This window comes from Pseudoduganella sp. jia 9 (assembly GCF_055502615.1).
The window spans coordinates 147,290-171,798 of sequence record NZ_JBUPWE010000011.1 but is presented as its reverse complement, the minus strand read 5'-3'; the positions used below and the strand labels follow the sequence as shown (position 1 = coordinate 171,798).

Sequence of the window (24,509 nt, the reverse complement as noted above, 5' to 3'; positions counted from 1 at the left end):
ACCATGGCTGCAGCCACGGGGAAGGAGCCTGCCGCGGGCAGGACGCCGGCCAGGACGCCGGCCGTGGCGCGGCCGGCACCGGCGGGCCACGGCGGCGGGCCGGACCTCCAGCCAGCGGGTAACCTGGCGGCGCAGGAACATCGCCGGCCTGGCGCTGCGGTACCGGGCCCCGTGCAGAGGCACTGCGCCGCCTGTGCCGGCGGCGCCGCACCGTGCCCGGCCTGCGCCGAGGAGGCCCGCCGGCACGAACAGGGCCAAGCCCAGCCGCCACCGCAGGTCCAGCAGCAGGCCGTGCAGCTGCGAACGCCGGTGGCGGGCAACCGCCTGGTGCAGCTGTGGGATTGTTCGGAGTTCGGCGAACCCACCTGCGTGCAGGCCGCCCCTGTCCAGGCCCGTTGCGATGCCTGCGAGGAGGCTGGACCGGTGCAGCGCGACGGCGATTCGCCCGGCGACCCGGACACCATCCAGCGCGAAGCGGGCAAGGGACTGGCCGGCGCCACCGGACCGCTGCCGCACGCCGAAACCCTGCAGGCGGCTTTCGGCCACCACGACCTGTCGGACGTGCGGACCGCCGTGGGCGGACCGGCGGCGACGGCCAGCCGGCGCATGGGCGCGCTGGCCTTCGCGTCCGGCAACCGCATCGGCTTTCGCGAGTCCCCCGGCCTGCACCTGGCCGCGCACGAAGCGGCGCACGTGGTCCAGCAGCGCAGCGGCTTGCGGTTGCCCGGCAATGTCGGCCGCGCCGGCGATGCCTGGGAACGCCATGCGGACAGTGTCGCCGATGCCGTGGTGCGGGGCCGTTCCGCCGAGGGCCTGCTCGACCAGGTTGCCCGGCCGGGCAAGCCGGCCAGCGGCGGCGCCAACGACGGCGCGAAGGCGGCGCCCGGGCCGGTCCAGCAGCGCCTGACCACGCCGCCGGCGCGCACCATGGAGCCGCCGGCGGCGCCGCCGCGCGTGCCGGGCGAGCGCGCGGCATCGAAGGAAGGCAAGGGTGCGGCCGGCAAGGGCGGCGCCGCACCGGGCGGCGGCGACACCGCGCCGGCGCTCGACGCGGCGGCGGACGATGGTGAAGCACCGCCCGAAGGCGTCACCACGGCCGCGACCGGGAAGCCCGGCGCTGGCGGGGGCGGCGCCGGCGCACCGCCCGGCGCGGCGGCAAAGCCGGCCGCGCCGGCCAGCGGCGGCGCGCTGGACGCGCCGTGCTACAACGTCGACCCGCCACCCAGGCCCAGCAAGACCAAGAAGCCGAAACAGGACAACGCCAAGAACGAGTCGAAGGGAGAAGAACGGGTGACCTTCGACGCCTGGCAGGATGTGCCGGACGCCTGCCCGGCGGAAGCGGCGATGGCGCAGGCCGGCACGGGCGGCATGGCTGCCGGCGCCGCGGCTGGCGTTCCGCCGGCTGGCGGCGCGCCGCCGGCGCCAGGGGGCGAAGCAGTACCTGGCGGCGCCGGCGGCAAGGCCGGCAAGGGCGGCGGCGGTGGCGGCCCAGGTGCCGGCGAGGCGGCGCCAGCGCCCGACAGTGCGTCGGCCGGTGGCCTCGACAGCGAGATCGGCCAGGCCGAAGGCCAGCGCGACGCGGCGGTCGGCGATTACGAACAGGCTGCCGCCGTGCTGGAAACGGCGCAGGCGGGCAGCGGACAGTTGCAGAGCGGCCTGGCGTTTACCGGCGGCGCACCGGGCACGCAGGACGAGGCGGCGCGCGACAGGGCGCTCGACCAGACCCGTGCGTTCCTCGACAACGCCGGGGACCAGATCGCCAACGCGGCCGCTTTCGGCCTGCAGCGCATGCCCGGGCGCATCGGCAGCCTGGCCGACGGCATCAACGCCAACACCGCGGCCGCCATCGAACTGGAGAAATCGGCCATCTCCGAGCGCATCATGGCCGCCCGCGCGCATTCGATGGGCGCCGCGCAGGCCGCGCGGGCCCACGTGCTGGCCGAACATGACGCCGGCGTGGCCACCGTCGACGCGGAGACGGACGCCGCGCTGGCCACGCTCGACGACGAGTACGGCACCGCGATCGAGCAGACCGACGAGAAGGAAACCGGCGGGCTGGAGGACGTCAACGCCCGCTTCGCCGCCGGCCGCAAGAGCCACGAACTGAAAGGCCCGCAATACGCCGGCCGTGCGCTGCGGCGCGGCCAGGAACATGTGCGGCAATACGAACGCTGCAAGACCCATCCGAAGACCGGCGTGGCCTACGACGACGACGGCTTCTGGGACGGTTGCCTGACCGTGCGGCGCGCCCGCGCCCAGCAGGACGTCGCCTGCAAGACGGCCGGCAGCTACCGCAACGCCTTCCTGCGCACCGCCAACAAGAAGGGCTACGACCTGCGCGAGCTGCGCAAGGTGTACCGCTGCGCGGTGATCGCCGGCGCCCGGCAGGTGCACCAGACGCTGGACGAGCTGTACGACAAGCTGACGTCGGGCCTGGAAAGCGCCCGCGGACAGGCGATCAAGGGCCTCGGCCTGGCGCGCGACCGCAACCTGGCCGCCATCGACGGTGCGCTGGCCGCTTCTCTGGGCGGGCTGGCCGCGCAGGAAGCGGCGCAGCGGCAGGCGGCTGCCGATACCGGCTACCTGAAGCAGCTGGCGGTCGAACAGCTGGCCCACAGCGGCGCGGCGAACCTGGTGCGCGGCGTGGCGGCCGCTTCGGCTTCGCTGCAGCAGGTGCTGGGCACGGTACGCGACCGGCTCACCGCCGGCGGCGTGCCCGACCCGGACTGGCTGACGCTGACACTGGGCACGCTGCAGACCGCGCTGGGCGGCGGCATGGAGTCGCTGCTGGGCAAGATGGAGGAAGGCGCGCTGGGCGCCGAGCGCGCGCTGGTGGACCTCGGCATGGCCTCGCTGGCGGCACTGCAGAAGGTCACGGAAGGCAACGACGCGCAGGCCGCGCAGGCCGAAGGCGGGTTCGCGGCGCAGATGCACGGCATGATGGCCGGCGCGACCGCGGCGTTCGGCCAGCTGACCGCGCGCCATGTCGAGCAGGCCCGTGACAGCGCCGCGCAGGGCAGCGAGGCGATGCAGGCGGCAGTCACCGGCTTCGCGACGGCGCTCGGCACCATCGGTGAAAAGGTGGATGCCGCGGTGGCCGCATCGCTCGCCGAACTGGTGAAGGACCTGGACGGCAAGATCGGCGAGCTGGACGACCAGATCGCCAGCGAGGCATGGAAGGCCGCGTCGAAGGAGCAGCCGGCCTGGAAGAAGGTGGTGGCGATCGTGCTGATCGTCCTGGTCATCATTGCCGCCGCCGTGATCAGCATCGTCACGCTGGGCGCCGGCGCCAGCCTGTTCGCGGTGATCCTGGTCGGCGCGCTGGTCGGCGCCGCCAGCGCGGGACTGATCCAGATCCTCAACAACTGGTCGTCCGGGGAGGCGTGGGACGAGGGCCTGGTGACGGCGATGGTGATGGGCGCGATCGGCGGCGCCATCGGCGGCGGCCTCGGTTTCGCCGGCGGCGCGCTGGCCTCGGGCGCCGGCGCGGCGGGCGCCCGGGTGGCCACCCAGCTGGCGATCCAGGTCGGCGCCGACCTGGCGGCCGAGGGCATCACGCAAACCATCGGCTACTACGCGTTCGGCCAGGAATTCAACTGGCAGGGGTTCCTGATGGCCGGTTCGATGTCCGGCGTGGGTTTTCGCGCCACTCCCGCCAAGCCGCACGTGGCGGCGCCCCATGCGCCGGCACCGCGCGGCGGCGCCCCGCATGGCCCGGCGGCACCGCATGCGGGCGGCCCGGACGCGCCGCGGCCCCATGCGCCCGACACCGCGCCGCCGCGGCCTTCGGAACCGGCGGCCGCGCGGCCGGGCGATGCCGCCGCCACGCCACGCCCTGCCGATGCCGCGCCGGGCCGGCCGGCCGATGGCGCACCGCCGGCCACCGGTAAGGCCGGCGCCGCGGCGGGCCGGCGCGCCGCCGTCGCCCAGGTGGCCGGCGGTGCCGTGCTCGGTTTCGCCGTGGAAGGCATCGCGGCCTGGCTCAGCGGGCAGAAATTCGACCTGACGCGTGCCGCCTCGGCCGCCGCCGGCGGTGCCGTCAGCGCCCGCGCGGCACGCATGGGCCATGGGAGCGCGCCGCGCGAGGCGCCCGACACCCGGCTCGGCCGTGCCGGCGACCGCCTGCGCCAGTTCGATCCGGGCGATGCCGGCGCCCGGCTGGGCAAGCGCCTGGAAGATACAGGCGCGCGGCTGTTCGGCCGCCCGGCGCCGGAAGCGCCCGGAGCCAGGCCCCAGGCCGATGGCGCGGTGCCGCGCCCGGCCGAGGCGCCCCGGACCGCCGATACGCCAGACGCGCCCACCACCAGGCCCGCCGCGCCGGGCGAAGCGCCGCGCAGTCGCCCCGGCGAAACGGAGGCGGCGCCGCCGATGCGCGAGCCGGACGCCGGCGTTAAAACGTCGCGCGTCGACGATGCCGAGCTGGCCGGACCGGCCAACCGGATGACGGATGCCGACCTGGCCGACGCCACCACCGTGAAGGCCCGCGTCGGCGATACCGATCACGATTTCCGCGTCACGCGCGAAGGTTGCGAGATCTGCACCGGCTGTACGCCGGTCAAGGCAAAGCTCGACCGGATGATGGAAGGTCTGCCGGAAGGGCCGCTGCTGGACCGGCTGGTCCAAATGCGGGCCCATGTGGATACGGTGGACGCGCGGCTGGCCGGCGGCGAATCGGGCGCGGCGATGGTCAGGGAAGCGGCGGCCATCGCGCGCGAGTTCAGGGCGCTGGCCCAGGATCATCCGGCGATGAAGCAGCGCATCGACGAACCGAGGTTGCTGCGGGAAACCGTCAACGGCGTCACCGTGACCTCGCCGCATCTGCAGGAGCTGAGAGCCACGGTCGTCAGCACGCACACGATTTCCGCGGCCGACTTCGCGTCCGTGCCGAAGGCGAAACGGGACAAGGCGATCTATATCCTGCGCGACCGCGCCAGCGGGGCGGTGCTGAAGGTGGGGATCGCCGAGAAACACCTGAAGCGCATTACCCAGTATTCGAACGCTGGCAACAAGCTCGGGCTGGACCTGGAACTGGACATCGCCATCGTCCGGCCGCATCGCGGCGTGACGATCGACGACATCGAGGTGGACCTGCGCAGACGCCTGACCCAGGAAGGCCAGATCCTGCCCTGGGACAATACCGATACCCGGCTGGGCAGGGCCGACCGGGGTACGCCGTTCGTCAACCCGTCCAACAAGGACCTGATGTGGGACATCAACGGCAATCTCGTGCGCAAGGATTCCGGCGCGGCACCGCCGCTGGTGCGCGGTGGCGTGCCCAGCGCCGATGAACTGGCCAGGCTGCTGCACGGCGGCGCCACCAACGCCGAGATCGCCCTGGCCAAGGGCGTGTCGCGGCGCACCGTGCAGCGCTGGCTCAAGGATGCGCGCCGCGAGATCCGCAAGATCATGAAGACGCTATGAGCGGCCGGGCCGCTCCCATCGACCGCCAAACGACAACCAAACGACAGCCAAACGAGGAACCCCGCATGGATACCGAAGCCTGGAAACAAGATGCCGACCCCGCCGAGTTCTGGGCGATGGTCGACCTCGCACGGCGCGACTACGGCGCCTTCACCGCCTCCCTGGAGGAGGCCGACCGGCGGCGCCTGATCCGATTCACGTGGTGGTTCGAGTATTTCCAGAGCACGCTGCGCGACCAGCCCTATGTCGACACCGGCGACCCGGCCCTTTCCGAGGATGCGCTCGACGACCTGGCGGACGACGTGGTGGGCAGGGGCAAGGCGTTCTACGACGACGTGCTCGCCCACCCGGAGCGCATGCCGGAAAACGCTGACTTCGACGATCCGGCCCACGACATGCAGTACGACGTCCACCAAGCCTACTTCGCGCGCTACGGTGAAGTCCCGCCGCCCTATGGCCACGATTACTAGGAGACCGCCATGAACGAAGCACTCGCCGAACAGCTCCTGGCCTGCACGCAAGGACACCGGACCGCGCGCAACCTGGCGCTCGGCGCAGCCGACCTGCGCGGCGCCGACCTGCAAGGCTTGCGCGCCGACGGCCTCGACCTGCACGATGCCGACCTGCGCGACAGCCGGCTGTCCAACGTGAAATGGCGTGCCTGCACGTTGCGTGACGCCAGGCTGGAGGGTGCGGACCTGGGCGCGGCGACGCTCCGGCTGTGCGTGCTGGACGACGTGCGCGGCGCCGGTGCGCACCTGGCCAATGCGCGCATCGAGAACAGCCAGGCGCGCGGGGCGCGCTTCGACCATGCCGATTTCACCGGCGCGGTGCTGACCGACACCGATTTCTCGCGGGCCAGCCTGCGCGGCGCGGTGCTGGAGAACGTGACCGCCACGGGCAGCGATTTTCGCGGCGCGGACCTGCGCGAAGCAAGGCTGCTGGGCGCGGTGCTGACCGATGCCGACCTGCGTGGCGCCGACCTGACGGGCGCGGACCTGCACGATGCCGACCTGACGGGGGCCGACCTGACCGGTGCTGACCTCACCGGTGCTGACCTGACCGGGTCCGGCCTGTCCGGTCCTGCGGGCGATTCCCTGCGCGGCGCGGCGTCGCCGGCCGACCGTGGGAAGGCGGATTTTCCCGAGGAACTGCGGCCACTGGTGGAAACGATGGCGCCGGTCGTCGCGCAGGTGCTGCGCACGGCCGGCCACCATGCGGTGATGGACCCGGAAACCGCCGTCAGGCTGGCCGGCGAGGCTGCGCGCCTGCGCGGGACCGGGCCGGAAAGCGCGATCGAAGCCGATACCCTGGCCGCCGTGGGCCGTATCCTGCCCCGGCTGGGCGGCGACCTGCTGCCGGCGTTGGCCCGGGCGCTGAAGCAGCCACCGGGGAGCGCGCCGCCGCCCGAGGCGCAGGCCGCCGTCCAGGCACTGCGCACCGAACTCGGCCTGGATGGCGCGGCATCGACCGAGGATGTCCTGGACTCCCTGGTGCGTGGCTTGCGCGGCGGACTGCACTGACAGCCGAGCGCCATGGCCGGCTTCTGGCTGTTTCCCCCTGGGCGTGGTACCCGCGCTCCGGCGCCGGCGGCGGAGCTTGACGCCTTGCTGCCGGAAGGCGAGGAACAGGCGCCGGGCAACCAGGCGCTCAGCCGGCGCGCGGCGGCGGCCGACGGCGCTGCCACGCGCGATGCCGGCCTGGCGGACGAGGAAGCCGGCAAGCCATTGCCGAACCGGCTGCGCGCGGCAATGGAAAGCCGGTTCGGCACCGATCTCGGCGCCGTGCGCATCCACGACGGCAACCGGGCGGCCGCCCAGGCAGCGGCGCTGCGGGCCCGCGCGTTCACCACCGGCGCGGCGATCCACTTCGGCACCGGCCAGTACCGGCCCGATACGGCGCCGGGCGCGCGGCTGCTGGCCCATGAGCTGAGCCACGTGATCCAGGGCCGGCTCGCCGCCGTGACGGACCGCGAAGTGAACCGCGAATTGAACCGGGAAGTGGGCAGGGAGGCGAGCGAACCGCACGATGCCGCCGAACGGGAAGCGCACCAGGTGGCCGACCGCGTGGCAGCTGGCCGCCCCGCACCCGTGATCGCCGCCCGTCCCGCGGCGCGCGTGATGCGCCAGGACGACGATCCAGACCATCCGCCGCTGCCGCCCGGCCCGGCACGCGAGCCTGACGTGGCGCTGGAACCGCTGGCGGACTGGCTGCCGGTCGTCGATCCTGCGGACCCGGCGCAGTTCCGCACGCCGGCCGGCACCACGCGCGACCAGGTTGCCACCCGCCTGTACGGCAGCACGGAGCGCCATGGCGGCTTCGACTTCGTCGGCGACCAGCTGGTGCGCATGCGCAGCTTCGAGGGCCTGGCGAACGACGTGGCCGGACCGCTGCGCACCGCGCTGGAGACACAACTGGCGGCGGACGTGGCGAGCGTGATCGGCATCCTGTCGGAACGGCTGATCGGCGACGCGGACGAGCGGCAACTACTGCAAACGACGGTGCGCTGGAGCGGCCGCTCGGGCCTGGCGGACGCCCACGGCGTCAGCTACTTCGACCGCTACCTGGATGCGCTCGACGCCAGGCGGCTGACGATGGAGCGGCCCTGGCCGTTCAGCGATATCACGCACACGGCGCTGGAATGGCTGCTCGACGAGGCGGAACGGAAGGCGTGGGAAATCCGCCGGCTGATCGCGCGCGGATCGACGCGCGCGCCGGCGGCCGGGGCAGGGCCGGACGACCGGAGAGTGACCGGGCCGATGGCGCGCGGCACGGTCGTCGGCGGCTATGCCTACCGCACCAGGCGCGCCGCGCTGGCGATCGGCGAGTGGGACTACGGCACCGGCCAGATCCGCATCAGCGAGCGCATCGTCGATGAGAACACGGCGCCACTGGCCGAAATCTCGCTGCGCAACGCGCCGCATGCGGGGCCGCGCGTGATGATCCCGGGTGGCGACGGGCATTTCTACGGCTACACGGTCGATTTCCCCCGCCTCGAACAGGGCTATGTCGAAGGAACCGACAGCTGGAACACCAACCGCCCGCCGGAACACATCGACAACTGGTGGTGGCAATACACGGGGACGGTGGCGATCGCGGGCGGCGAATTCCAGCCCGAAGCGGGCACCAGCGGCGGCGCCGCCGGTGCCGACGAGCGTACGCGCCGCGCCGAACTGCTGTCGCGGGCCCTGGCCGGCAGTCCCGCCGACCAGCGCGGACTCGATTTCGACGTGCTTGCGCTGGCCACGCTGGAGCAGCGCGTGACGCTGATCGATGCGGCCGTCGCGCGCCATGAAGACGCCGATGCGACGCTGATCGCCCGCATCCTGTACGCCACGCCCGGCGCCGATTTCCCGCTGCTGGAACGGCGCCTGTCGACCAACGGCACGATGGACCGGCTGATCCGGATGCCCGATCCGGGCGGCAGGGTGGCAATGATCGGCCGGATATTCACCGTGAAAGCGGTGGCGACGATGCAGGTGGCGGGCGAGAACCTGCAGGACCTGCCGGAACTGACGGCGGGCTTCGACGAAGACGGCTTTTTCCACGGCGCCGACTTCTCCAGCGCGACGGCGGCATCGCGCACGGTGTCGGATGCCGACTTCGCGGCGCAGGCGGGCGGCCAGGTGGCGCTCGGCCACGAGCGCACGGTCGGCGGCGCGGCGCCCGGCGCCTTCAACCGCTCCACCATCACCATCCAGCCGCAGATCATCCGCGTCGGCAGCCTGGCCGGCAACGTGTGGCGCAGTGCCCGGGGCACGATGCTGCAGAGCGGCGGCCCGCCGGTCGGCCCCTTGCTGCCGACGCAACTGGTGCGCGTGCGCATCCTCGGCAACCCCGGCGAAACGCGCGTGGTCACCGCGCTGGAGGCGGTCGGTTTGCTGACGCCGCCTTCCGGCGAGATCCTGCAGCGGGCGATTTCCTCGACGCTGCACGGCTATATGTGGATCATGGCCGGTACCGGCCTGCTGCGCGCGTTCGGGCCCGCGCTGGCCGGCGCGCTGGTGGAAGGCGGCGGCATGCGCGCCGCCGGCGCCGCGCTGGCCGAAGCCGCGGCGGGCACGGTGGGCCGCGCGGCGCTCGTCAACGCGGGCCTGATCGCCGGCATGGAAGCGGTGGAGGGCAACCGCACGGCCATCGCCGCCACGCCGGAAGGCCGCGACTTCCTGGAGATCTACGACGTGGCGGTGGCGGTCTGGATCTCGCGCGACGTGGCGCGGCTGATCGGTTCGGGCCTCGTGCCGCGGCTGGTGAGCGCCGCCGACCGGGTGGCCGCGCTGCCCGGCGCGATCCGTGAAGCCATCATGCCGCTGCGCGCCGAAGCCGAGGCGATGCGGCGCACGATCGCACGCTACGCCACGCCGGCCGAAGCCGCCGCCGCCGCCACGGCCGATGGCGCGACGATGGCGGCCAACACGGTGGCCGAAGCACGGCCTGGCTTCTTTGCGATGCTGCGTGTTTCGCGCGGCGAAGTCGCCGCCGAGCGCCTGACCGGCAAGCTTGCCGGCACCGCCGGCGAAGCCGCGGGCAGGCGGGTGCTGGGGCGGCTCGAGGGTGCCATCGGCAGGGCGGAGGGCGAGGCCGCGGCCATTACCGGCACCACTCCGGAAGCGGAGCAGGCGCGGGCGGCGGCGGCACGGCGTGCCGAGCAGGCGGCCAGCGCCCGGTTCGCGGTGGCCCAGCGCGCCGCCCAGCTGCGCCCCGACGCCCGTGAAGCGTTCCTGAACGCCGTCGACGGTGTCATCGCACGGCGCCCGAACGCGCTGGCGTCGCTGGCCGACCTGCTGACGGCCGCGGCGCAGTCGCGTTCGCCGAACCTGTTCATCGCCGAGGTGCGCCAGTTGGTCAACCGGCCCGGCGTTTCCGATGAAGCCCTGGCCGTGCTGGGCGCGAAGGCCCGCGAAGGCCGCGAAGTGCTCGACCTGGCATGGCTGAACCGCACGCGGATCGCCGACGAAACGCTCGATTTCCTCGGCCGCGACCGGCGCACGCCATGGAACCTGTACCGGCGCACCGCCGCCGATCCCGCGTCGGGCAGCCTGATCGTCAGCTTCCGCACCGCCGCGCGCGGCGCCGGCGCGGAGCTGGTGGCCGCGGAGAACGCTGCGCAGCTGGGCAGCAACGTGCGGCGGCAGGTACGCATGGGATCGAGCGAGATCGACTACGAGATCACCGTGGCCAGCAGGCGCCATGGCTTCGAGATCAAGGGCTGGACGCCGAACACATGGGACGACGCGCTGGACGCGGCGGTGCAGCGGATCAACCGCCGCGGTCTGACGGATGCGCAGAAGGAAGCGGTCAGGAAGATCGATACGATGCTGCGGCAGCTCGGCGACGCGCAGGCGGCCACCGGCAACGTGCCGTACCTGGGGCTGACCGATGCGCTGTCGGCCGAACAGCTGGCGCGGCTGCGTCGCGTACTGGGTGCCAACGGGCTGGCCGCCACGCGCGTCGTGCCGCTCTCCGAGACGCGCATCCGCGAGGCCGCCGCGGGTACAATCGGCGAAACCCTGGGAATTCCCCGGCCATAGGCGAAAGGACGATCATGACATTGCTCGACGCTTCGATCTGCTGGGCCGTACTGGCACCGTTCTCCGTCGAAGAGCTCGACCGCATCGCCGCGCGGGAATGGGCGCGCGAAGCACCCCATGCGGTCGATCCGCCGCCATGGCAGGCCGTGGCGGGGGAGGCCGACTACAACGCGCTGGTGTCGCGTTCGCCCGGGAGCGAAGGCGGCGACCGGCGTTTTGCCCGGATTCTCTCCAGCCTCGCTGCGGGCCACAATGTCTACGCGCTCTGGCTCGATCCGGAACGCCGGCATGCGTTCGTCTGGAAGGAGGGCAGCGAGGCCGGTACGCCGGTGGCGGGACCGGACGAGATCGCAACCCGTGCGGGTTTCTCGCTTGCCCCCGTTACAGTCCCGGCCGCGCCGGAGATGTCGGCGGCATATGTGGAAGGTGCGTCGATCGACGCGGTGCGCAGTGCGCTGGGCGATTTCGCCGGCGAATCGTGGCTGCAGGTGGAGCAGGGCGCTGGCGGCGTGGTGATTATCGCTAGGGAGGGGCCGCTGGGCACGCAGGCCTGGGATGTCGCCGAAGCGATTCCCGCCGCCACGGTTTATTTCGTGCAGCGCGGCGCGGACACGTTCGAGGTGCTCGTGCTGCGAGGGATGGAACAGACGGGTCTCTACCGGGTTCCCGCATTCGAAGGCGAGCCGGGCACGCTTGCCGATATCAAGGGTGAAACGGAACCGCTGGCGATCATGCGGGCACTGGGGATGCCGGGTTGACCGGCACCAGGTGCAAAACGGCGCCGGGCTCGCATTCGATCCAGCCGGATACATCGATCGGGCCGACAACATCTTTTCCATGCGTCGACGCGATGGTCTGCATGACAGGCGAGCACAACGAATAGAACGAACGCTCGTGCTTAAACTCGACATTACAGGATGTATTGTCGAGTTTGATTCAGGGCGAACGGCGGGTGGCGGGCCGACTCCCCGCTCCGGCATCCTCGCCCCTCTCCTGTCAAGCCGGGAGGGGAATAGGGCCCTGCTCAACTTTATGGGGACCCATCTTGAGATATCCGATCAGATACCTGATTCTTGCAGGCGCGCTGATTGCCAGTGGCGTGGCGCGGGGTGTCCCGGCAAGCACGGACGCGCCGGTGACCGCCGATCCCGACACACCGTCCGCATCGCGCGTCGAGGTAAAGGGAATTCGCAGCCCCGCGCGCTGGCCGTACCGTGCCTTCCTTGAAGGCCTCGATACCTTCGAAGACAAGCACAGTCTGGCACCGCACGGGGTGCTGACGTTCGTCCTGCGGCCCACCACGCCATTGCCGGAGCACGCCACCGTGGCGATCGACAGCGAGACGGGCCGCGAAATCCTGCCTCGCGACGGCATGCGCTTCGCCGTGCCGCGTATCGACCGGTTCGACCGGCGCGACGCCGAATTCACGGTTGCCGTGCGGGATACCCAGTTCTCCCAGGATCGCTCCGGCGCAAAGCCCGCGATGGTGGCCAGGCTCGTGGAGATCGGCAATCTGCGATTGGCCGACGTGCGCAGCCCCGGCCGGACAACGTCTTCCGGCTCGGCGATCTCAGGCTGGCGTGCCAGGTCTCCGTCGCCGTGTTCAAGGATCAGTCGCCCTGGTGGTTCAATACGCTGGCTACGGGATTTTTTCGCACGTCCAACTGGTGCGACGGCGCGGACTCGTCGTCGTTTTCTCCGCGTTCCGCGCAACGCTTCATCGCGCTGACGATGCGCGACGGCGCACGTGAAGAACGCTTCACCTATGATGAAGCGCGCGATGCGTTGCCGCTGCCGGCGCATCAACGGAACTGGAGCGACGAGACGTTCGTCACGATCGAGCCGGCGCCTGGTGAGCTGGGGCCGTAAAGCAGCGCATTGCTCCATGCCGACGCTGCTTGGCGGATGTAGATGGCGGCGTCGGACGATAGCGAACAAAGTTCGAGGTGAGGGAGGCTCACGGTCTGCGGCGGTTATGGGTGCTTGAAAGAAGCTGATGGACCGTGCCACAGTTCGCATTTGACATAATATAGATTATGCGAAGTACGAAAGCTCGCGGCCCTTTGCGCTTTTCCAGCCTTCGTGCTACGGCTCTCGAGCTCTCGGAAGCTTTCGAAGGTAAATCTGTAACGGAAATATTATGCGCCTTCCTTGCAAATTTCATTCGCTGGTCGACAAGACGCTCTTGCAAGTCTCTCTCATACCACCAACCGACGTATTCAGGAAGATTCGCACTTGGCGGTGCCGCAATCGGCGGTCCGAAGCTCTTCGTGATCCATGTAGAGCTGCCGGTCGCGAGCTGGACAAGCGCCATGGCATCAGACGTTGCATATTCCAGCGCGCCAGACTGGAATCTGCCGATTGAAACAGCAACGCTTTTGTATCCCGGTCGATACCAGCTTTGCATGCAGGATCTGAACGTCCTGACGCTCGGCTTTGCGCCGTTCGTGCTTGCACTCGACCACAACGAGGAAATCAGCGCCGAGCGCGCGTAACCGGGCCGGGGCATCGAAAATGTAGGATTGGTCCGGTGCCTGGATAGGCTCAAAGTGTTTCGAGGCATATCCCTGGACGCCAAGGCCGCTGTCATCCGAGATCCCTTGACCGCGAGCCCGTCTTGCTGCGGCGTCAAAGTAACGTTTCGTCGAGGAATCGCATCAAGTAATCGCAAGAGGAAAGCGTGTCCAGATTGACGAAGGGCGGCCAAGACCGCCCTTCTCTTCTAATTAGCCGTCGCCTTTCCTGAAGGCCTTGACCAGCAGGACCGATGTAGCCGCATCCGCCTTGAAGGCGGACTTGATGCCATCGTCGCAAGCCAGCGGCGCTGCAATTACCGCTGGCGCTGCGGTGGCAGCCTCATCGTGGCTGCGTGCACATCCGGCCAGTGCGGCAAGTATCGCGCCAACGATGGCCGTTGAAAGAAATGTCGTTTCTGATGTCGTCTTCGAGTTATTTGTCGTCATCCTCGTTTATGCCTTCGCCTGCACGCCGACGGTACGTTCCGTTGCCGATGCCGACCGGCCATGGCGAATCAGCGAGACCGCGATCGTCGCGACCACGGCGGGCACCGCGATCGCGGCGAAGTTCTGCTGCAGCGGCAAAGCCATGCCAACCAGCGTGCCGATCACGATGGGCGCCAGGATGGCGCCGCTGCGGCCGACGCCGGATGCCCAGCCAATGCCGGTAGCGCGCACCGTTGCCGGATAGAATTGACCCGCATAGGCATACGTGACGATCTGCGTGCCGATCGTCGACGCGCCGGCCAGCCCTACCAGCAGGAACAGCACAGGCGTAGAGACCGGGTAGCCCAGCAGCGTGATCGAGACGGCAGCCAGCGCATACATCGCCATCAGTACGTACTTGATATGGAAGCGGTCCGCAAGCCAGCCCCCGCCGACCGCCCCGATCACGGCGCCGAAGTTCAGCACCAGCACGAACGTCAGCGCCGAGCCGAGGCTGTAGCCGGCACCCGCCATCAGCTTCGTCAGCCACGAGCTCAACGCATACACCATGAACAGGCACATGAAGAACGCGACCCAGAACATCACGGTGGAGAAGCCGCGGCCCTCCTTGAACAGTTGGCTGATCGGCGTGCCCGCTGCGGCGCCGCTGGAGGCGAGCGCATAGGAATCGTCTTGCTGCGGCACGAACGACGGTTCCAGCTTGCGCGCGATTTCCTGCACTTCCTCGATGCGGCCCTTGCGGACCAGAAACGCCATCGATTCCGGCAGCGACTTCAGCACGAACGGAATCAGCACCACCGGCACGCCGGCGGCGAGGAACACCGATTGCCAGCCCCATGCTTCCAGCATGCCCTTGCCCAGCAACGCCGCCAGCATGCCACCCACCGCGTAGCCGGAAAACATCAGTGTAACAAGCGTGGCGCGGATCTTTTTCGGTGAATATTCCGTCATCTGCGCCACCACGTTCGGCATTACGCCGCCGATGCCGAGGCCGGCCAGGAAACGCATCGCGCTGAATACGTAGGGATCGTTCGTCAGGCCAGCCGCCGCGGTGAACAGGGAGAACAGCGCCAGGCAGATGGCGATGGCGGCGCGGCGGCCGATGCGATCGGCGATGGTGCCGAGGAAAATGGCCCCGAACATCATGCCGAACAGCGCCGAGCTGACCATGAAGCCGGCGCTTTGTGCCGTCACACCCATGTCCTTCATGATGGAAGGCAGCGCGATACCGGCCACGGCCAGGTCGTAGCCGTCGCAGATGATGATGATGGCGCACCAGGCCAGTACGCCGGCATGGAAGCGGTTGAAACTGGCCTTGTCCGCCAGTTGTTGAAGGTCGATTTGGCGCATGATTCGTGTCTCCTTGGTTTTAGATAGATACTGTGTCGAATCTTTGTGTGCGAATGAGTGTGTTGGTGCTCCTTATTTGCGAGTCAGCAGCACATGCGCGGCGATGCCGATCGCAATGCCCCAGAAGGCCGCGCCCAGGCCCAGGAACGTCATGCCGGAAGCGGTGGCGATGAAAGTGACCAGGCCCGCATCGCGGTCGCGCGCAGCCATCATGGCGCCCACGTTGGCTGCGATTGGCCCGAGCAAGGCGAGCCCCGCCACGGTGGCGACCAGTTCCTTCGGCAGCGCCGCGAACAGCGTGACGATCGAGCCGGCGCACAATCCGGCGAGCAGGTAGAACACGCCGTTGGCTACCCCGGCGATGTATCGTTTGCGGGGATCTTCATGCGCATCGGGGCCGGTGCACATGGCTGCCGTGATCGCGGCGATCGCAATCGTGATGCCTCCGGTGGCAGCGACCAGCAGGGAAACCAGGCTGTTGGTCACCATGACCGGCCTGGCAGAAAGGTCATAGCCGGACGTCTTCAGCAGTGCCATGCCAGGCAGGTATTGCCCGGTCAGCGTGACCAGGACCAGCGGCAGCGCGAGGCTGAAGGTGCTGCCCAGGGACCATGCCGGCGCAATCAGTTCCGGCATGGCCAGCGCAAAGCCGACGTTGCTGAAATCCGTCCTGCCCGCTGCCAGCGCCAGGGCGACGCCGACCGCCAGCACGGCGACGACCGTGTAGCGGGGCAGCATGCGCCGGCACAGCAGATAAGCCGCGATCATCCCGATCGCTACCACCGGCAGGCTGCCGACGCTGCGAAATGCATTCAAGCCGAATGGAAGAAGGATCCCGGCCATCATGCCGGCGGCGACGCCCTGCGGGATATGCCGCATGATGCGGTCAACGCTGCCGGTCAGCCCGAGCAGCAGCAGGATCACTGCTGCCGTGATGTAGGCACCGATCGCCTCGGCCACGGAGAGTGCCGGGAACAGCGTGATCAGCAGTGCCGTGCCGGGAGCCGACCAGGCGGTGATGACGGGTACCCGATAGCGGATGCTGAGAAAAATGCCGGTGACACCGGCCCCGATCGAAATGCCCCAGACCCACGAGGCAAACATCGCGGCATCGACCTGTGCCGCCTGCGCTGCCTGGTAGAAGATCGCCAGCGGTCCCGCAAACGACACCAGCACCGCCAGGAATCCCGCCACGATGGCGGGTAGCGGCAGCCCGGGTGTCGTCTCGCCGGCCTGGCCGGCTCGTGCCGTGTCTCTCATGGCGGCCTCAGGACTGGAGGAAACCCAGCACTTCACCGGCGAACGCTGCAGGTGCCTCGATGTTCGAGAGGTGCGATGCGCGCAGCACAGCCAGCCTGGAATCGGAGATTCGGGAGCACAGCGCGCCGCCGTCCTTGACTGTCGTCACCGGATCCGCGTCACCGGCAACGACCAGGACCGGCACGGTGATTGCGCCGATGTCGTCGCGCAGGTCGGCAACCGCCAGCGCGTCACAGCACGCCGCGTAGCCTTCGGGGGACTGCCTGCGCAGCGTGTCCTGCATGGTGCGTACGATGGCGTTCTCGGCAAACGCCGGCGTAAACCAGCGGCTCGGCGACGAATCGGCAATGGCCGCCAGCCCATCGGAACGAACAGACGCTGCACGGTTTCGCCAGCCTTCCTCCGTACCGATGCGGGCGGACGTATTGGCCAGTACCAGCCGCTCGACGCGTTGGGCGGCGCGGATGCCGAGCCATTGAGCGATGGCGCCGCCCATCGACAGGCCCACCACGTGCGCGCGTGCGATGTCGAGATGATCCAGCAGGGCCAACACATCGTTACCCAGCAGGTCCAGGCTGTAGGGGCCTGGCGGACTGCCGGAGCCGCCATGGCCGCGCGTGTCATACCGGACCACGAAGAAGTCCCGTGAGAGCGCCGCCACCTGCCCGTCCCACATCGTGTAGTCGGTACCCAGGGAATTCGACAGCAGCACGGCGGGACTGCGGCGGCCTCCGTCAGTTCGGTAGCGGCATGCCGCCCCATTCAGCTGAACGGTGGCGGCGCTCATCCCTGGTCTCCGCCGCCCACCGGCAGTACGCTGCCGGTGATATAGGACGCGTCATCGGATGCCAGGAACAGGATGGCGCCTACCTGCTCGTCGATGGTGCCGTAGCGATGCATCGGGCTGCTTGCAATGGTCTGGTCGACGATGCCCTGGTACCACACTTGCTCCTGCGCGCTGAGCGGCTTTGGATTGCGCGGCACCACGCGCGGCGGCGCCTCCGTGCCGCCAGTGGCCACCGCGTTGACGCGGATGCCGTCCTGCGCATGTTCGAGGGCGAGGCTGGCGGTCAGCGCGTTGATGCCGCCCTTTGCCGCCGAATAGGGGATCCGGTAAATGCCACGCGTGGCGATCGACGAGATGTTGACGATGGTGCCGCTGCGCCGTCGGATCATCGCCGGCAGCACGGCGCGGCAGCACCACAGCGTGGGGAACAGCGAGCGGCGGATCTCCGCCTCGATCTGGTCTTCCTCGTATTCCTGGTAGGGCTTGGCCCAGATCGTGCCGCCGACATTGTTGATCAACACGTCGACGCGGCCGAAATCTTCCAATGCCTTGTCGATGACGGCGACAGCGCCGGCGTAGGTCTCCAAGTCCGACTGCACGACGGACACCTGCGCCTTCAGGTCGGTACACTCCGCGGCCACCTGCTTGACCACGTCGGCGCGGTCGGCCAGCACCAGCTGCGCGCCCTCGTGCGCGGCGGCGAGCGCCACGCCGCGGCCGATCCCCTGGGCGGCACCAGTAACGATCACTACCTTGTCGCGAAAACGTTCACGTTGGTTCATCTCACACTCCTGACGACGAAAACTTCTCGTAGTGGAAACTGGCGGGGGTAACATTCGTCTCGGTCAACCAGCTCCGAACCGCTTCCACCATCGGCGGCGGGCCGCACAGGTAGGCGTCGACATCACCGCCATTCATCCAGGCAGGCTCGACGTGCGCGGTGGCATAGCCCTTGCGCGGGTGCGGGCTGTCGGCCATCGCCACCGTCGTCACATAGGTGAAGTTCGGATGCTCCGCGGCGATGCGGTCCAATTGCTCAAGTCCGACCAGGTCATGGTCGTTGGTCACCGCATAGACCAGCCGCACCGGATGAGCGAATCCTTTTACGGCAAGCACATCGAGCATCGACAGGAACGGCGCGATGCCGGTGCCGCCCGCCAGCAGAAGTACCGGGCGCACGACGGGCCGCAGGTAAAAGCTGCCATACGGTCCGGTGAAGGAAATCGTCTGTCCCGGTTGAGCGACCTGGGACAGGAACTGGCTCATCTGGCCTCCCGGCACGTTGCGCACCACGAAACGCGCCTGCGTGGAACCGGGCGGAGAACTGAACGAATACGAACGGGTCAGCGCTGTGCCGGGAATGCCGACATTGACATACTGCCCCGGCAGGAAATCCGGCCCGGTGTCGTCGAGATCGATGGCGAACGTGATCGTCGATGCCGACAGGTGATCGACTGCGGCGATCTTGCCGGTGAACGTGTGGGCCCCCGACTTGCAGGCCTCTGACGTGGCGAGAATGCGCACCACGCAGTCCGACGTCGGCTTCATCTGGCAGCCCAGGATAAATCCCTTGGCGGCATCCTCGGGCTCGAGCGCGTCCTCGATGTAGCTCGACTCAGGCATGTCGTAGCTGCCCGATTCGCAGAAGCCCCGGCAGGTGCCGCAAGCGCCATCGCGGCAATCGAGCGGAATGTTGACTTTTTGCCGATATGCGGCGTCCGAGAGCTTTTCGTTGTCGTTGCAGGTGATGAAGCGGGTTATCCCGTCTTCGAACTGCAGTGCGATGCGATGAGTGTTCATCACCTGTCTCCTTCTTGCTTGTTGAATTGACTAAATGTGATACACGTCGATTACCTGGTTGATGTAATCGTTTTTCAGCACGACGTACTTGTCGAGGATGCGCGGCTGGTCGCCGCTAAAGTCGATGACGTAGCGCGACATGCCGAAATAGGCGAAATCCGTCTTGTAGCGGTGGCTCAGCGTGTTCCAGTTGAAGCGCACGGTGACCGTATCGCCCTCCTCGCTTACCACTTCGATGTTGGCGATGTTGTGGCTGGTGCGCGTATCGGGAATCGTGGCGCTCGAGCGCTCGGTCTTGATGCGGAACACGCGGTCCTCCAGGCCCTGGCGGGTCGGGTAGTAGATCAGCGAGATCTCGCGCTGCGGGTCGGTTACCAGCGTACCGTCGTCATCCCAGGACGGCATCCAGAAGCGGGAGTCCGGGTGGTAGCATTCGAGCCAGTCGTCCCACTGCTCGTCGTCGAGCAAGCGGGCCTCGCGGTACAGGAAGGCGGCGATTCTTTCGATGGCGACGCTGCTCATGACTGGTTCTCCTTCATTGCCTTCTGCATCACATCCAGCCAGTAGCGGTGCTGCACGGTGTACAAGCCTTCATCCTCGGTGCGCACGCCGGACATCAATGGCTGCAGGCCGATTTCCTTCGCTGCATCATCCGGGCCCTTGATCCAGTGCGTGGCGCCGCGGCACATGTCGTTCCATTCCATGGCCGCGCCGGCATAGCCGGTCTGGCAGGCGCGGAACTCTTCCAGGTCATCCGGCGTGGCCATGCCGCTGACGTTGAAGAAGTCCTCGTACTGGCGGATGCGGCGGGCGCGCGCCTCGTCCGATTCGCCCTTCGGCGCGATGCAGTAGATCGTCACTTCCGTCTTGTCGACCGAGATCGGGCGCAACAGCCGGATCTGCGATCCGAACTGGTCCATCAGGTACACGTTCGGGTACAGGCACAGGTTGCGCGAGCGCTGGATCATCCAGTTCGCCGTCGCCTCGCCAAACTTCTCGGCGTACTCTGCGTGGCGCGGATAATTAGGCCGGTCCTGCGGATTCGACCATTGCGTCCACAGCAGCATGTGGCCGTAGTCGAACGCATAGAAACCGCCGCCCTGCTTGCCCCAGGTGCCAGCATCCATCGCACGGATCTTGTCCTCGCGGCCGGGCTGCGCCTGCGGTTCCTTGCGGCGGTTGGTGGTGGCCGCATAGTTCCAGTGCACGGCCGAGACGTGGTAGCCGTCCGCGCCGTTCTCGGCCTGCAGCTTCCAGTTGCCGTTGAACGTGTAGGTGGACGCGCCGCGCAGCACTTCCAGGCCATCGGCCGATTGGTCGACGATCATGTCGATGATCTTGCCGGCGCCGCCGAGGAATTCCTCCAGCGGCACCACGTCCGGATTGATGCTGCCGAACAGGAAGCCCCGGTAGCTGGCGAACTTCGGCACCTTCTTCAGGTCGTGCGAGCCTTCCTTGTTGAAGCATTCCGGATAACCGGCGCCTTCCGGGTCTTTTACCTTCAGCAGCTTGCCGTTGTTGTTGAACGTCCAGCCGTGGAACGGGCACGTGTAGGTGGCCTTGTTACCCCGCTTGTGGCGGCACAGCTGGGCACCGCGATGGCTGCACGCGTTGATGAAGGCATTGAGTTCGCCCTGCTTGTTGCGCGCGATGAACACCGGCTGACGGCCAATGTGCGTGGTGTAGTAATCGTTGTTGTTCGGGATCTGGCTTTCGTGGGCCAGATAGATCCAGTTGCCTTCGAAGATGTGCTTCATCTCCAGTTGGAACAACTCCGGATCGGTGAAAGCGCTGCGGTGGACGCGGTAATCGCCCTTTGCTTCGTCTTCGATCAGCAGACCGTCGACCGACAGCTTTGCGGGATGGATCGGGATAGTGATGCGCTGGTTCATGGCGATACTCCTTACGCGGCGGCGCGGGTGCGTTCGACTTCGGTGGCCGGCGCGACCGCGCTGTCGGCATGCAGGCGGAAATCGAAATCGATCGATGCAAACGGCTTCTGCAGGTCCTTCGCTTCGATGGCGGCCGGGTCTTCCACGCGCACCACTGGTGGCACCAGGCCTTCGCGGCTGGCGAATGCGAAGTCGTCCCACAGGTATTCATCGCCGTCGATGTTGATCTGCGTGGTCAGCTTGCGGTGCCCGTCGGCACTGATGAAGAAGTGGATGTGCGCCGGACGCTGGCCATGGCGGCCAAGCAGGTCGAGCAGCTGCTGCGTGCTGCCGCCCGGAGGACAGCCATAGCCCTTCGGCATGATGGTGCGGAACTGGTAACGCCCACGTTCATCCGCGATGATCGTACGGCGCAGATTGAAGGCCGACTGCGTCTTGTCGAAGTGCGAGTAGTTGCCCAGCAGGTTCGCGTGCCACACTTCCACCTGGGCGCCAGGGACCGGCTGGCCGTTTTCGCCATACACGGTTCCCTGCATGAACAGCACTTCGGCCTGCTCGCTCTCGGTACCGTCGTCGAGCCGCGCGCTGCCCTGGCTTACCGGGGCGCCGGCCACATACAGTGGGCCTTCGATGGTGCGCGGCGTGCCCCCTTCCAGGCCGGCTTTGGCATCGGCTTCGTCGGCGCGGATGTCCATGAAACGCTCCAGGCCCAGGCCCGGCGTCAGAAGGCCCAGTTCATTGTTCGCACCGGCGGCCGAGAAGTACTCGAGACCTTTCCAGAATTCGTTCGGGGTAATGTCCAGGTCCTCGATCGCCTTGCACAGGTCGCCCACGAGGCGCACCACAATCTGCTGCACGCGTGGGTCGGCCGGGCGGATCGCCGATTCCACGATCCAGCTGTTGACGAGTTTGTCGATGTCGTTGTGAGTCATGATTGTCTCCTGTGTTCTGTCTGCGGATTATTGATGCGGGTCGTTGGTGCGGATCGAGGACGGGTGCCGGCACAGCGGCGTGACGTCGATCTTCATGTAGGGGAACAGCGGCAGCGACATCAGCAGCGCGTGCAGCTCTTCGTTGCCGCCGACATCGAAGATGCTGACGTTGGCGTACTGGCCGGCGATGCGCCACAGGTGGCGCCACTTGCCCTCTTCCTGCAAGCGCTGCGCCAGCGCCTTTTCGTCGGCCTTCAACTGCGCGGCCTGGTCGGCCGGCATCGAGGCCGGCAGATGGACATCCATTCGGACATGGAACAACATGGGTTTCTCCTCAGTCGATTCGATTGCTTGCGCTGCCTTACTTGCGTGACATCCGATGCAGCTTGTCGGTGTCGATGGTCACGCCCAGGCCAGGCCCGGTCGGCACCTGCAGCATGAAATCGCGGTAGACCAGCGGCTCGCGGAGCACTTCCTCGGTCAGCAGCAGCGGGCCGAAGAGTTCGGTATCCCACGACAGGTCGGTGAACGTGGCGCAGAGCTGGGCGGTCGCGGCAGTGCCAATGCCACCTTCGAGCATCGTGCCGCCATACAGGCCAACGCCGGCCTGCTGCGCTATTGCTGCCACCTGCTGGGCTGGAATCAGGCCGCCGGACTGGGCGATCTTTACGGCGAACACGTCGGCGCCTTCAATGCGGGCGATGTTGTAGGCGTCGACCGGACCATGCAATGCCTCGTCGGCCATGATTGCCACATCGAAGCGGCGGGCCAGGCGGCGCATTGCTTCGCGGTTGTCTGCACGCACAGGCTGCTCGATCAGGTCGATGCCGCCATCCTGCAGCGCAGCGATGCCGCGCACCGACTGCAATTCGCTCCAGGCCTGGTTGACGTCGACGCGCACGCTGGCCTTGTCACCCAGCGCGCGCTTGATGGCCAGCACGTGGGTTACGTCTTCGCTGACGCTGCGGGCACCGATCTTGAGCTTGAAGATCCGATGGCGGCGCAGTTCCAGCATTTTTTCCGCTTCAGCGATATCCTTCGCGGTATCGCCGGAAGCCAGCGTCCATGCGACCGGCAGGCTGTCGCGTACGCGGCCACCCAATAGTTCGCTGATGGGGACACCCAGGCGACGGCCCTGCGCATCCAGCAATGCCGTCTCGATCGCGCACTTGGCGAACCGGTTTCCCTGGATGGCCTTGCGCACCTTGGCCATCGCTTTCGCGACCGCGCTTCCATCCACCCCGACCAGCAGCGGCGCGATGTGCGTGTCGACGTTGGCCTTGATGCTTTCCGGGCTTTCCTCGCCGTACGCCAGGCCGCCGATCGTCGTGGCCTCACCCCAGCCTTCAACGCCGTCGGCGCAGCGAATGCGTACCAGCACCAGCGTCTGCGTATTCATCGTGGCCACGGAGAGCTTGTGGGGACGGATCGTCGGCACATCCACGAGGTAGGTTTCAATGTTGGAAATCATATCTATTCCGTATGGGTGGCTGCGATATGAGTACAATATCCCCCACGGATTCACCCGTCCAACACCGATTTGGTATATTTACCATACCCTTTAGGTATCAAGAAATGGAATTACGGCATCTCAGATACTTTGTCGCAGTAGCCGACGAACGCAATTTCACACGTGCCGCCGCCAGGCTGAACATTGCGCAACCACCGCTCAGCCGGCAGATCCAGCAGCTCGAGGAGGAACTGGGCGTAACTCTTATCGAGAAAGGATCTCGCCCCTTGCGCCTGACCGAAGCTGGAGCGTTTTTCCATTCGCATGCGCAGGAATTGCTGAACCAGGCCGCCGACCTGACGACCATGACGCGCCGCGTCGGCAAGCTCGAGAGAAAGCTGTCAATCGGCTTTGTCGCGTCCACGCTCTATGGCTTGCTGCCGGAAATCGTGCGGCGGTTCAGGGACCAATACCAGGGCGTGGAGATCAGCTTCAACGAGCTGACGACGATGGAGCAATTGAAGGCGCTGAAGGATGGCCGCATCGACGTGGGATTCGGCCGGCTGAAGTTCGAGGACGCGGCGATCCGCCGAATTGTGCTGCGCGAAGAACCCCTCATCGTTGCGTTGCCGGTCGGGCACAGGCTGACGCGCACGGAGACGCCGCTGAAGATGTCGGACCTGCTGCAGGATCCGCTGATCGTCTACCCGAAGGCACCGCGCCCCAGCTTTGCCGATCAGGTGCTGGCGGCGTTCACGGATCGCATGCTGGTGCCACAACAGGTACTCGAGGTGCGCGAGCTGCAGATCGCCATCGGCCTGGTCGGCGCTGGCCAGGGTATCGCGATTGTGCCCGACAGCCTGCAGGGGATGGTCCGCACCGATGTCTGCTACCGGCGGATCGACGATCGCCAGGCCGTTTCGCCCATCATCTTCAGCGCTCGGGCGATGGACCGTTCGCAGGAGCTGGTCAACATGCTGGCAATCATCTACGCCATCTATGACGAACGCGGAATTCCTTACGCGGCTGAAGAACTTTGATGGAAGCGAGCAGTTGAGGTATTCATTGAAAGGACCCGGCGCGTCCGACAGAGCCGCCTCGGGCCGCGCTAACCAGCAGGTAC

General features: G+C 67.7%; 20 protein-coding genes. 9 read left to right on the top strand and 11 right to left on the bottom strand.

What is annotated here, in order from left to right; translation table 11 throughout:
• Positions 1-3 precede the first annotated feature (3 nt).
• The 8 genes from ACY34H_RS16170 to ACY34H_RS16135 all read left to right on the top strand — a co-directional run bounded on the left by ACY34H_RS16170 (position 4) and on the right by ACY34H_RS16135 (position 13,447).
• Positions 4-5,421 (top strand): eCIS core domain-containing protein, encoded by a 5,418-nt coding sequence (locus ACY34H_RS16170; protein WP_464978490.1) that lies wholly within the window; start codon positions 4-6, stop codon positions 5,419-5,421.
• A 65-nt stretch (positions 5,422-5,486) separates the two neighbouring features.
• Positions 5,487-5,891, top strand: coding sequence for a DUF4240 domain-containing protein (locus ACY34H_RS16165; RefSeq protein WP_464978489.1), 405 nt, complete (start codon positions 5,487-5,489; stop codon positions 5,889-5,891).
• A gap of 9 nt (positions 5,892-5,900) precedes the next feature.
• On the top strand, positions 5,901-6,944 hold the full coding sequence (locus ACY34H_RS16160) for a pentapeptide repeat-containing protein (RefSeq protein ID WP_464978488.1): 1,044 nt from the start codon (positions 5,901-5,903) through the stop codon (positions 6,942-6,944).
• A gap of 12 nt (positions 6,945-6,956) precedes the next feature.
• Complete coding sequence (locus ACY34H_RS16155) at positions 6,957-10,952, top strand: eCIS core domain-containing protein (protein WP_464978487.1); 3,996 nt, start codon at positions 6,957-6,959, stop codon at positions 10,950-10,952.
• 14 nt (positions 10,953-10,966) lie between these two features.
• A complete protein-coding gene (locus ACY34H_RS16150) occupies positions 10,967-11,710 on the top strand; it encodes a hypothetical protein (RefSeq protein WP_464978486.1) in 744 nt (247 codons plus the stop codon).
• Positions 11,711-11,997: 287 nt separating this feature from the next.
• Positions 11,998-12,681: a hypothetical protein gene (locus tag ACY34H_RS16145; protein ID WP_464978485.1), complete on the top strand. Its 684-nt coding sequence runs from the start codon at positions 11,998-12,000 to the stop codon at positions 12,679-12,681.
• Between the two features lie 2 nt (positions 12,682-12,683).
• Positions 12,684-12,821, top strand: coding sequence for a hypothetical protein (locus tag ACY34H_RS16140; RefSeq protein ID WP_464978484.1), 138 nt, complete (start codon positions 12,684-12,686; stop codon positions 12,819-12,821).
• Between the two features lie 401 nt (positions 12,822-13,222).
• Entirely contained in the window at positions 13,223-13,447 is a 225-nt protein-coding gene (locus ACY34H_RS16135; protein ID WP_464978483.1) for a hypothetical protein, read from the top strand.
• Positions 13,448-13,678: 231 nt separating this feature from the next.
• Here ACY34H_RS16135 and ACY34H_RS16130 read toward each other — a convergent pair whose 3' ends face one another.
• From ACY34H_RS16130 to ACY34H_RS16080, 11 genes are all read right to left on the bottom strand, one after another.
• Positions 13,679-13,915, bottom strand: a complete 237-nt coding sequence (locus ACY34H_RS16130) for a hypothetical protein (protein WP_464978482.1) — start codon at positions 13,913-13,915, stop codon at positions 13,679-13,681.
• Positions 13,916-13,921: 6 nt separating this feature from the next.
• The gene (locus tag ACY34H_RS16125; protein WP_464978481.1) at positions 13,922-15,265 is read right to left on the bottom strand and encodes an MFS transporter; all 1,344 of its coding nucleotides are present in this window, start codon (positions 15,263-15,265) and stop codon (positions 13,922-13,924) included.
• Between the two features lie 72 nt (positions 15,266-15,337).
• On the bottom strand, positions 15,338-16,525 hold the full coding sequence (locus ACY34H_RS16120; protein WP_464978480.1) for a benzoate/H(+) symporter BenE family transporter: 1,188 nt from the start codon (positions 16,523-16,525) through the stop codon (positions 15,338-15,340).
• Positions 16,526-16,532: 7 nt separating this feature from the next.
• Positions 16,533-17,312 (bottom strand): 3-oxoadipate enol-lactonase, encoded by a 780-nt coding sequence (gene pcaD, locus ACY34H_RS16115; protein ID WP_464978479.1) that lies wholly within the window; start codon positions 17,310-17,312, stop codon positions 16,533-16,535.
• The gene (locus tag ACY34H_RS16110; protein ID WP_464978478.1) at positions 17,309-18,094 is read right to left on the bottom strand and encodes a 1,6-dihydroxycyclohexa-2,4-diene-1-carboxylate dehydrogenase; all 786 of its coding nucleotides are present in this window, start codon (positions 18,092-18,094) and stop codon (positions 17,309-17,311) included. The genes pcaD and ACY34H_RS16110 overlap by 4 nt, the downstream gene beginning before the upstream one ends.
• A 1-nt stretch (position 18,095) precedes the next feature.
• Positions 18,096-19,112: a benzoate 1,2-dioxygenase electron transfer component BenC gene (gene benC, locus ACY34H_RS16105; protein WP_464978477.1), complete on the bottom strand. Its 1,017-nt coding sequence runs from the start codon at positions 19,110-19,112 to the stop codon at positions 18,096-18,098.
• 30 nt (positions 19,113-19,142) lie between these two features.
• Positions 19,143-19,634 carry a benzoate 1,2-dioxygenase small subunit gene (benB, locus tag ACY34H_RS16100; protein WP_464978476.1) on the bottom strand — a complete coding sequence of 164 codons (492 nt, stop codon included), beginning with the start codon at positions 19,632-19,634 and terminating at the stop codon, positions 19,143-19,145.
• Positions 19,631-21,004 (bottom strand): benzoate 1,2-dioxygenase large subunit, encoded by a 1,374-nt coding sequence (benA, locus tag ACY34H_RS16095; protein WP_464978475.1) that lies wholly within the window; start codon positions 21,002-21,004, stop codon positions 19,631-19,633. The genes benB and benA overlap by 4 nt, the downstream gene beginning before the upstream one ends.
• An 11-nt stretch (positions 21,005-21,015) precedes the next feature.
• Positions 21,016-21,936 carry a catechol 1,2-dioxygenase gene (gene catA, locus ACY34H_RS16090; protein WP_464978474.1) on the bottom strand — a complete coding sequence of 307 codons (921 nt, stop codon included), beginning with the start codon at positions 21,934-21,936 and terminating at the stop codon, positions 21,016-21,018.
• A 27-nt stretch (positions 21,937-21,963) separates the two neighbouring features.
• Complete coding sequence (catC, locus tag ACY34H_RS16085; RefSeq protein ID WP_464978473.1) at positions 21,964-22,260, bottom strand: muconolactone Delta-isomerase; 297 nt, start codon at positions 22,258-22,260, stop codon at positions 21,964-21,966.
• A gap of 37 nt (positions 22,261-22,297) precedes the next feature.
• The gene (locus tag ACY34H_RS16080) at positions 22,298-23,407 is read right to left on the bottom strand and encodes a muconate/chloromuconate family cycloisomerase (RefSeq protein ID WP_464978472.1); all 1,110 of its coding nucleotides are present in this window, start codon (positions 23,405-23,407) and stop codon (positions 22,298-22,300) included.
• A 104-nt stretch (positions 23,408-23,511) separates the two neighbouring features.
• Between ACY34H_RS16080 and ACY34H_RS16075 the strand changes: the two genes are divergently transcribed.
• Positions 23,512-24,426 carry a LysR family transcriptional regulator gene (locus ACY34H_RS16075; protein WP_464978471.1) on the top strand — a complete coding sequence of 305 codons (915 nt, stop codon included), beginning with the start codon at positions 23,512-23,514 and terminating at the stop codon, positions 24,424-24,426.
• Positions 24,427-24,509 lie beyond the last annotated feature (83 nt).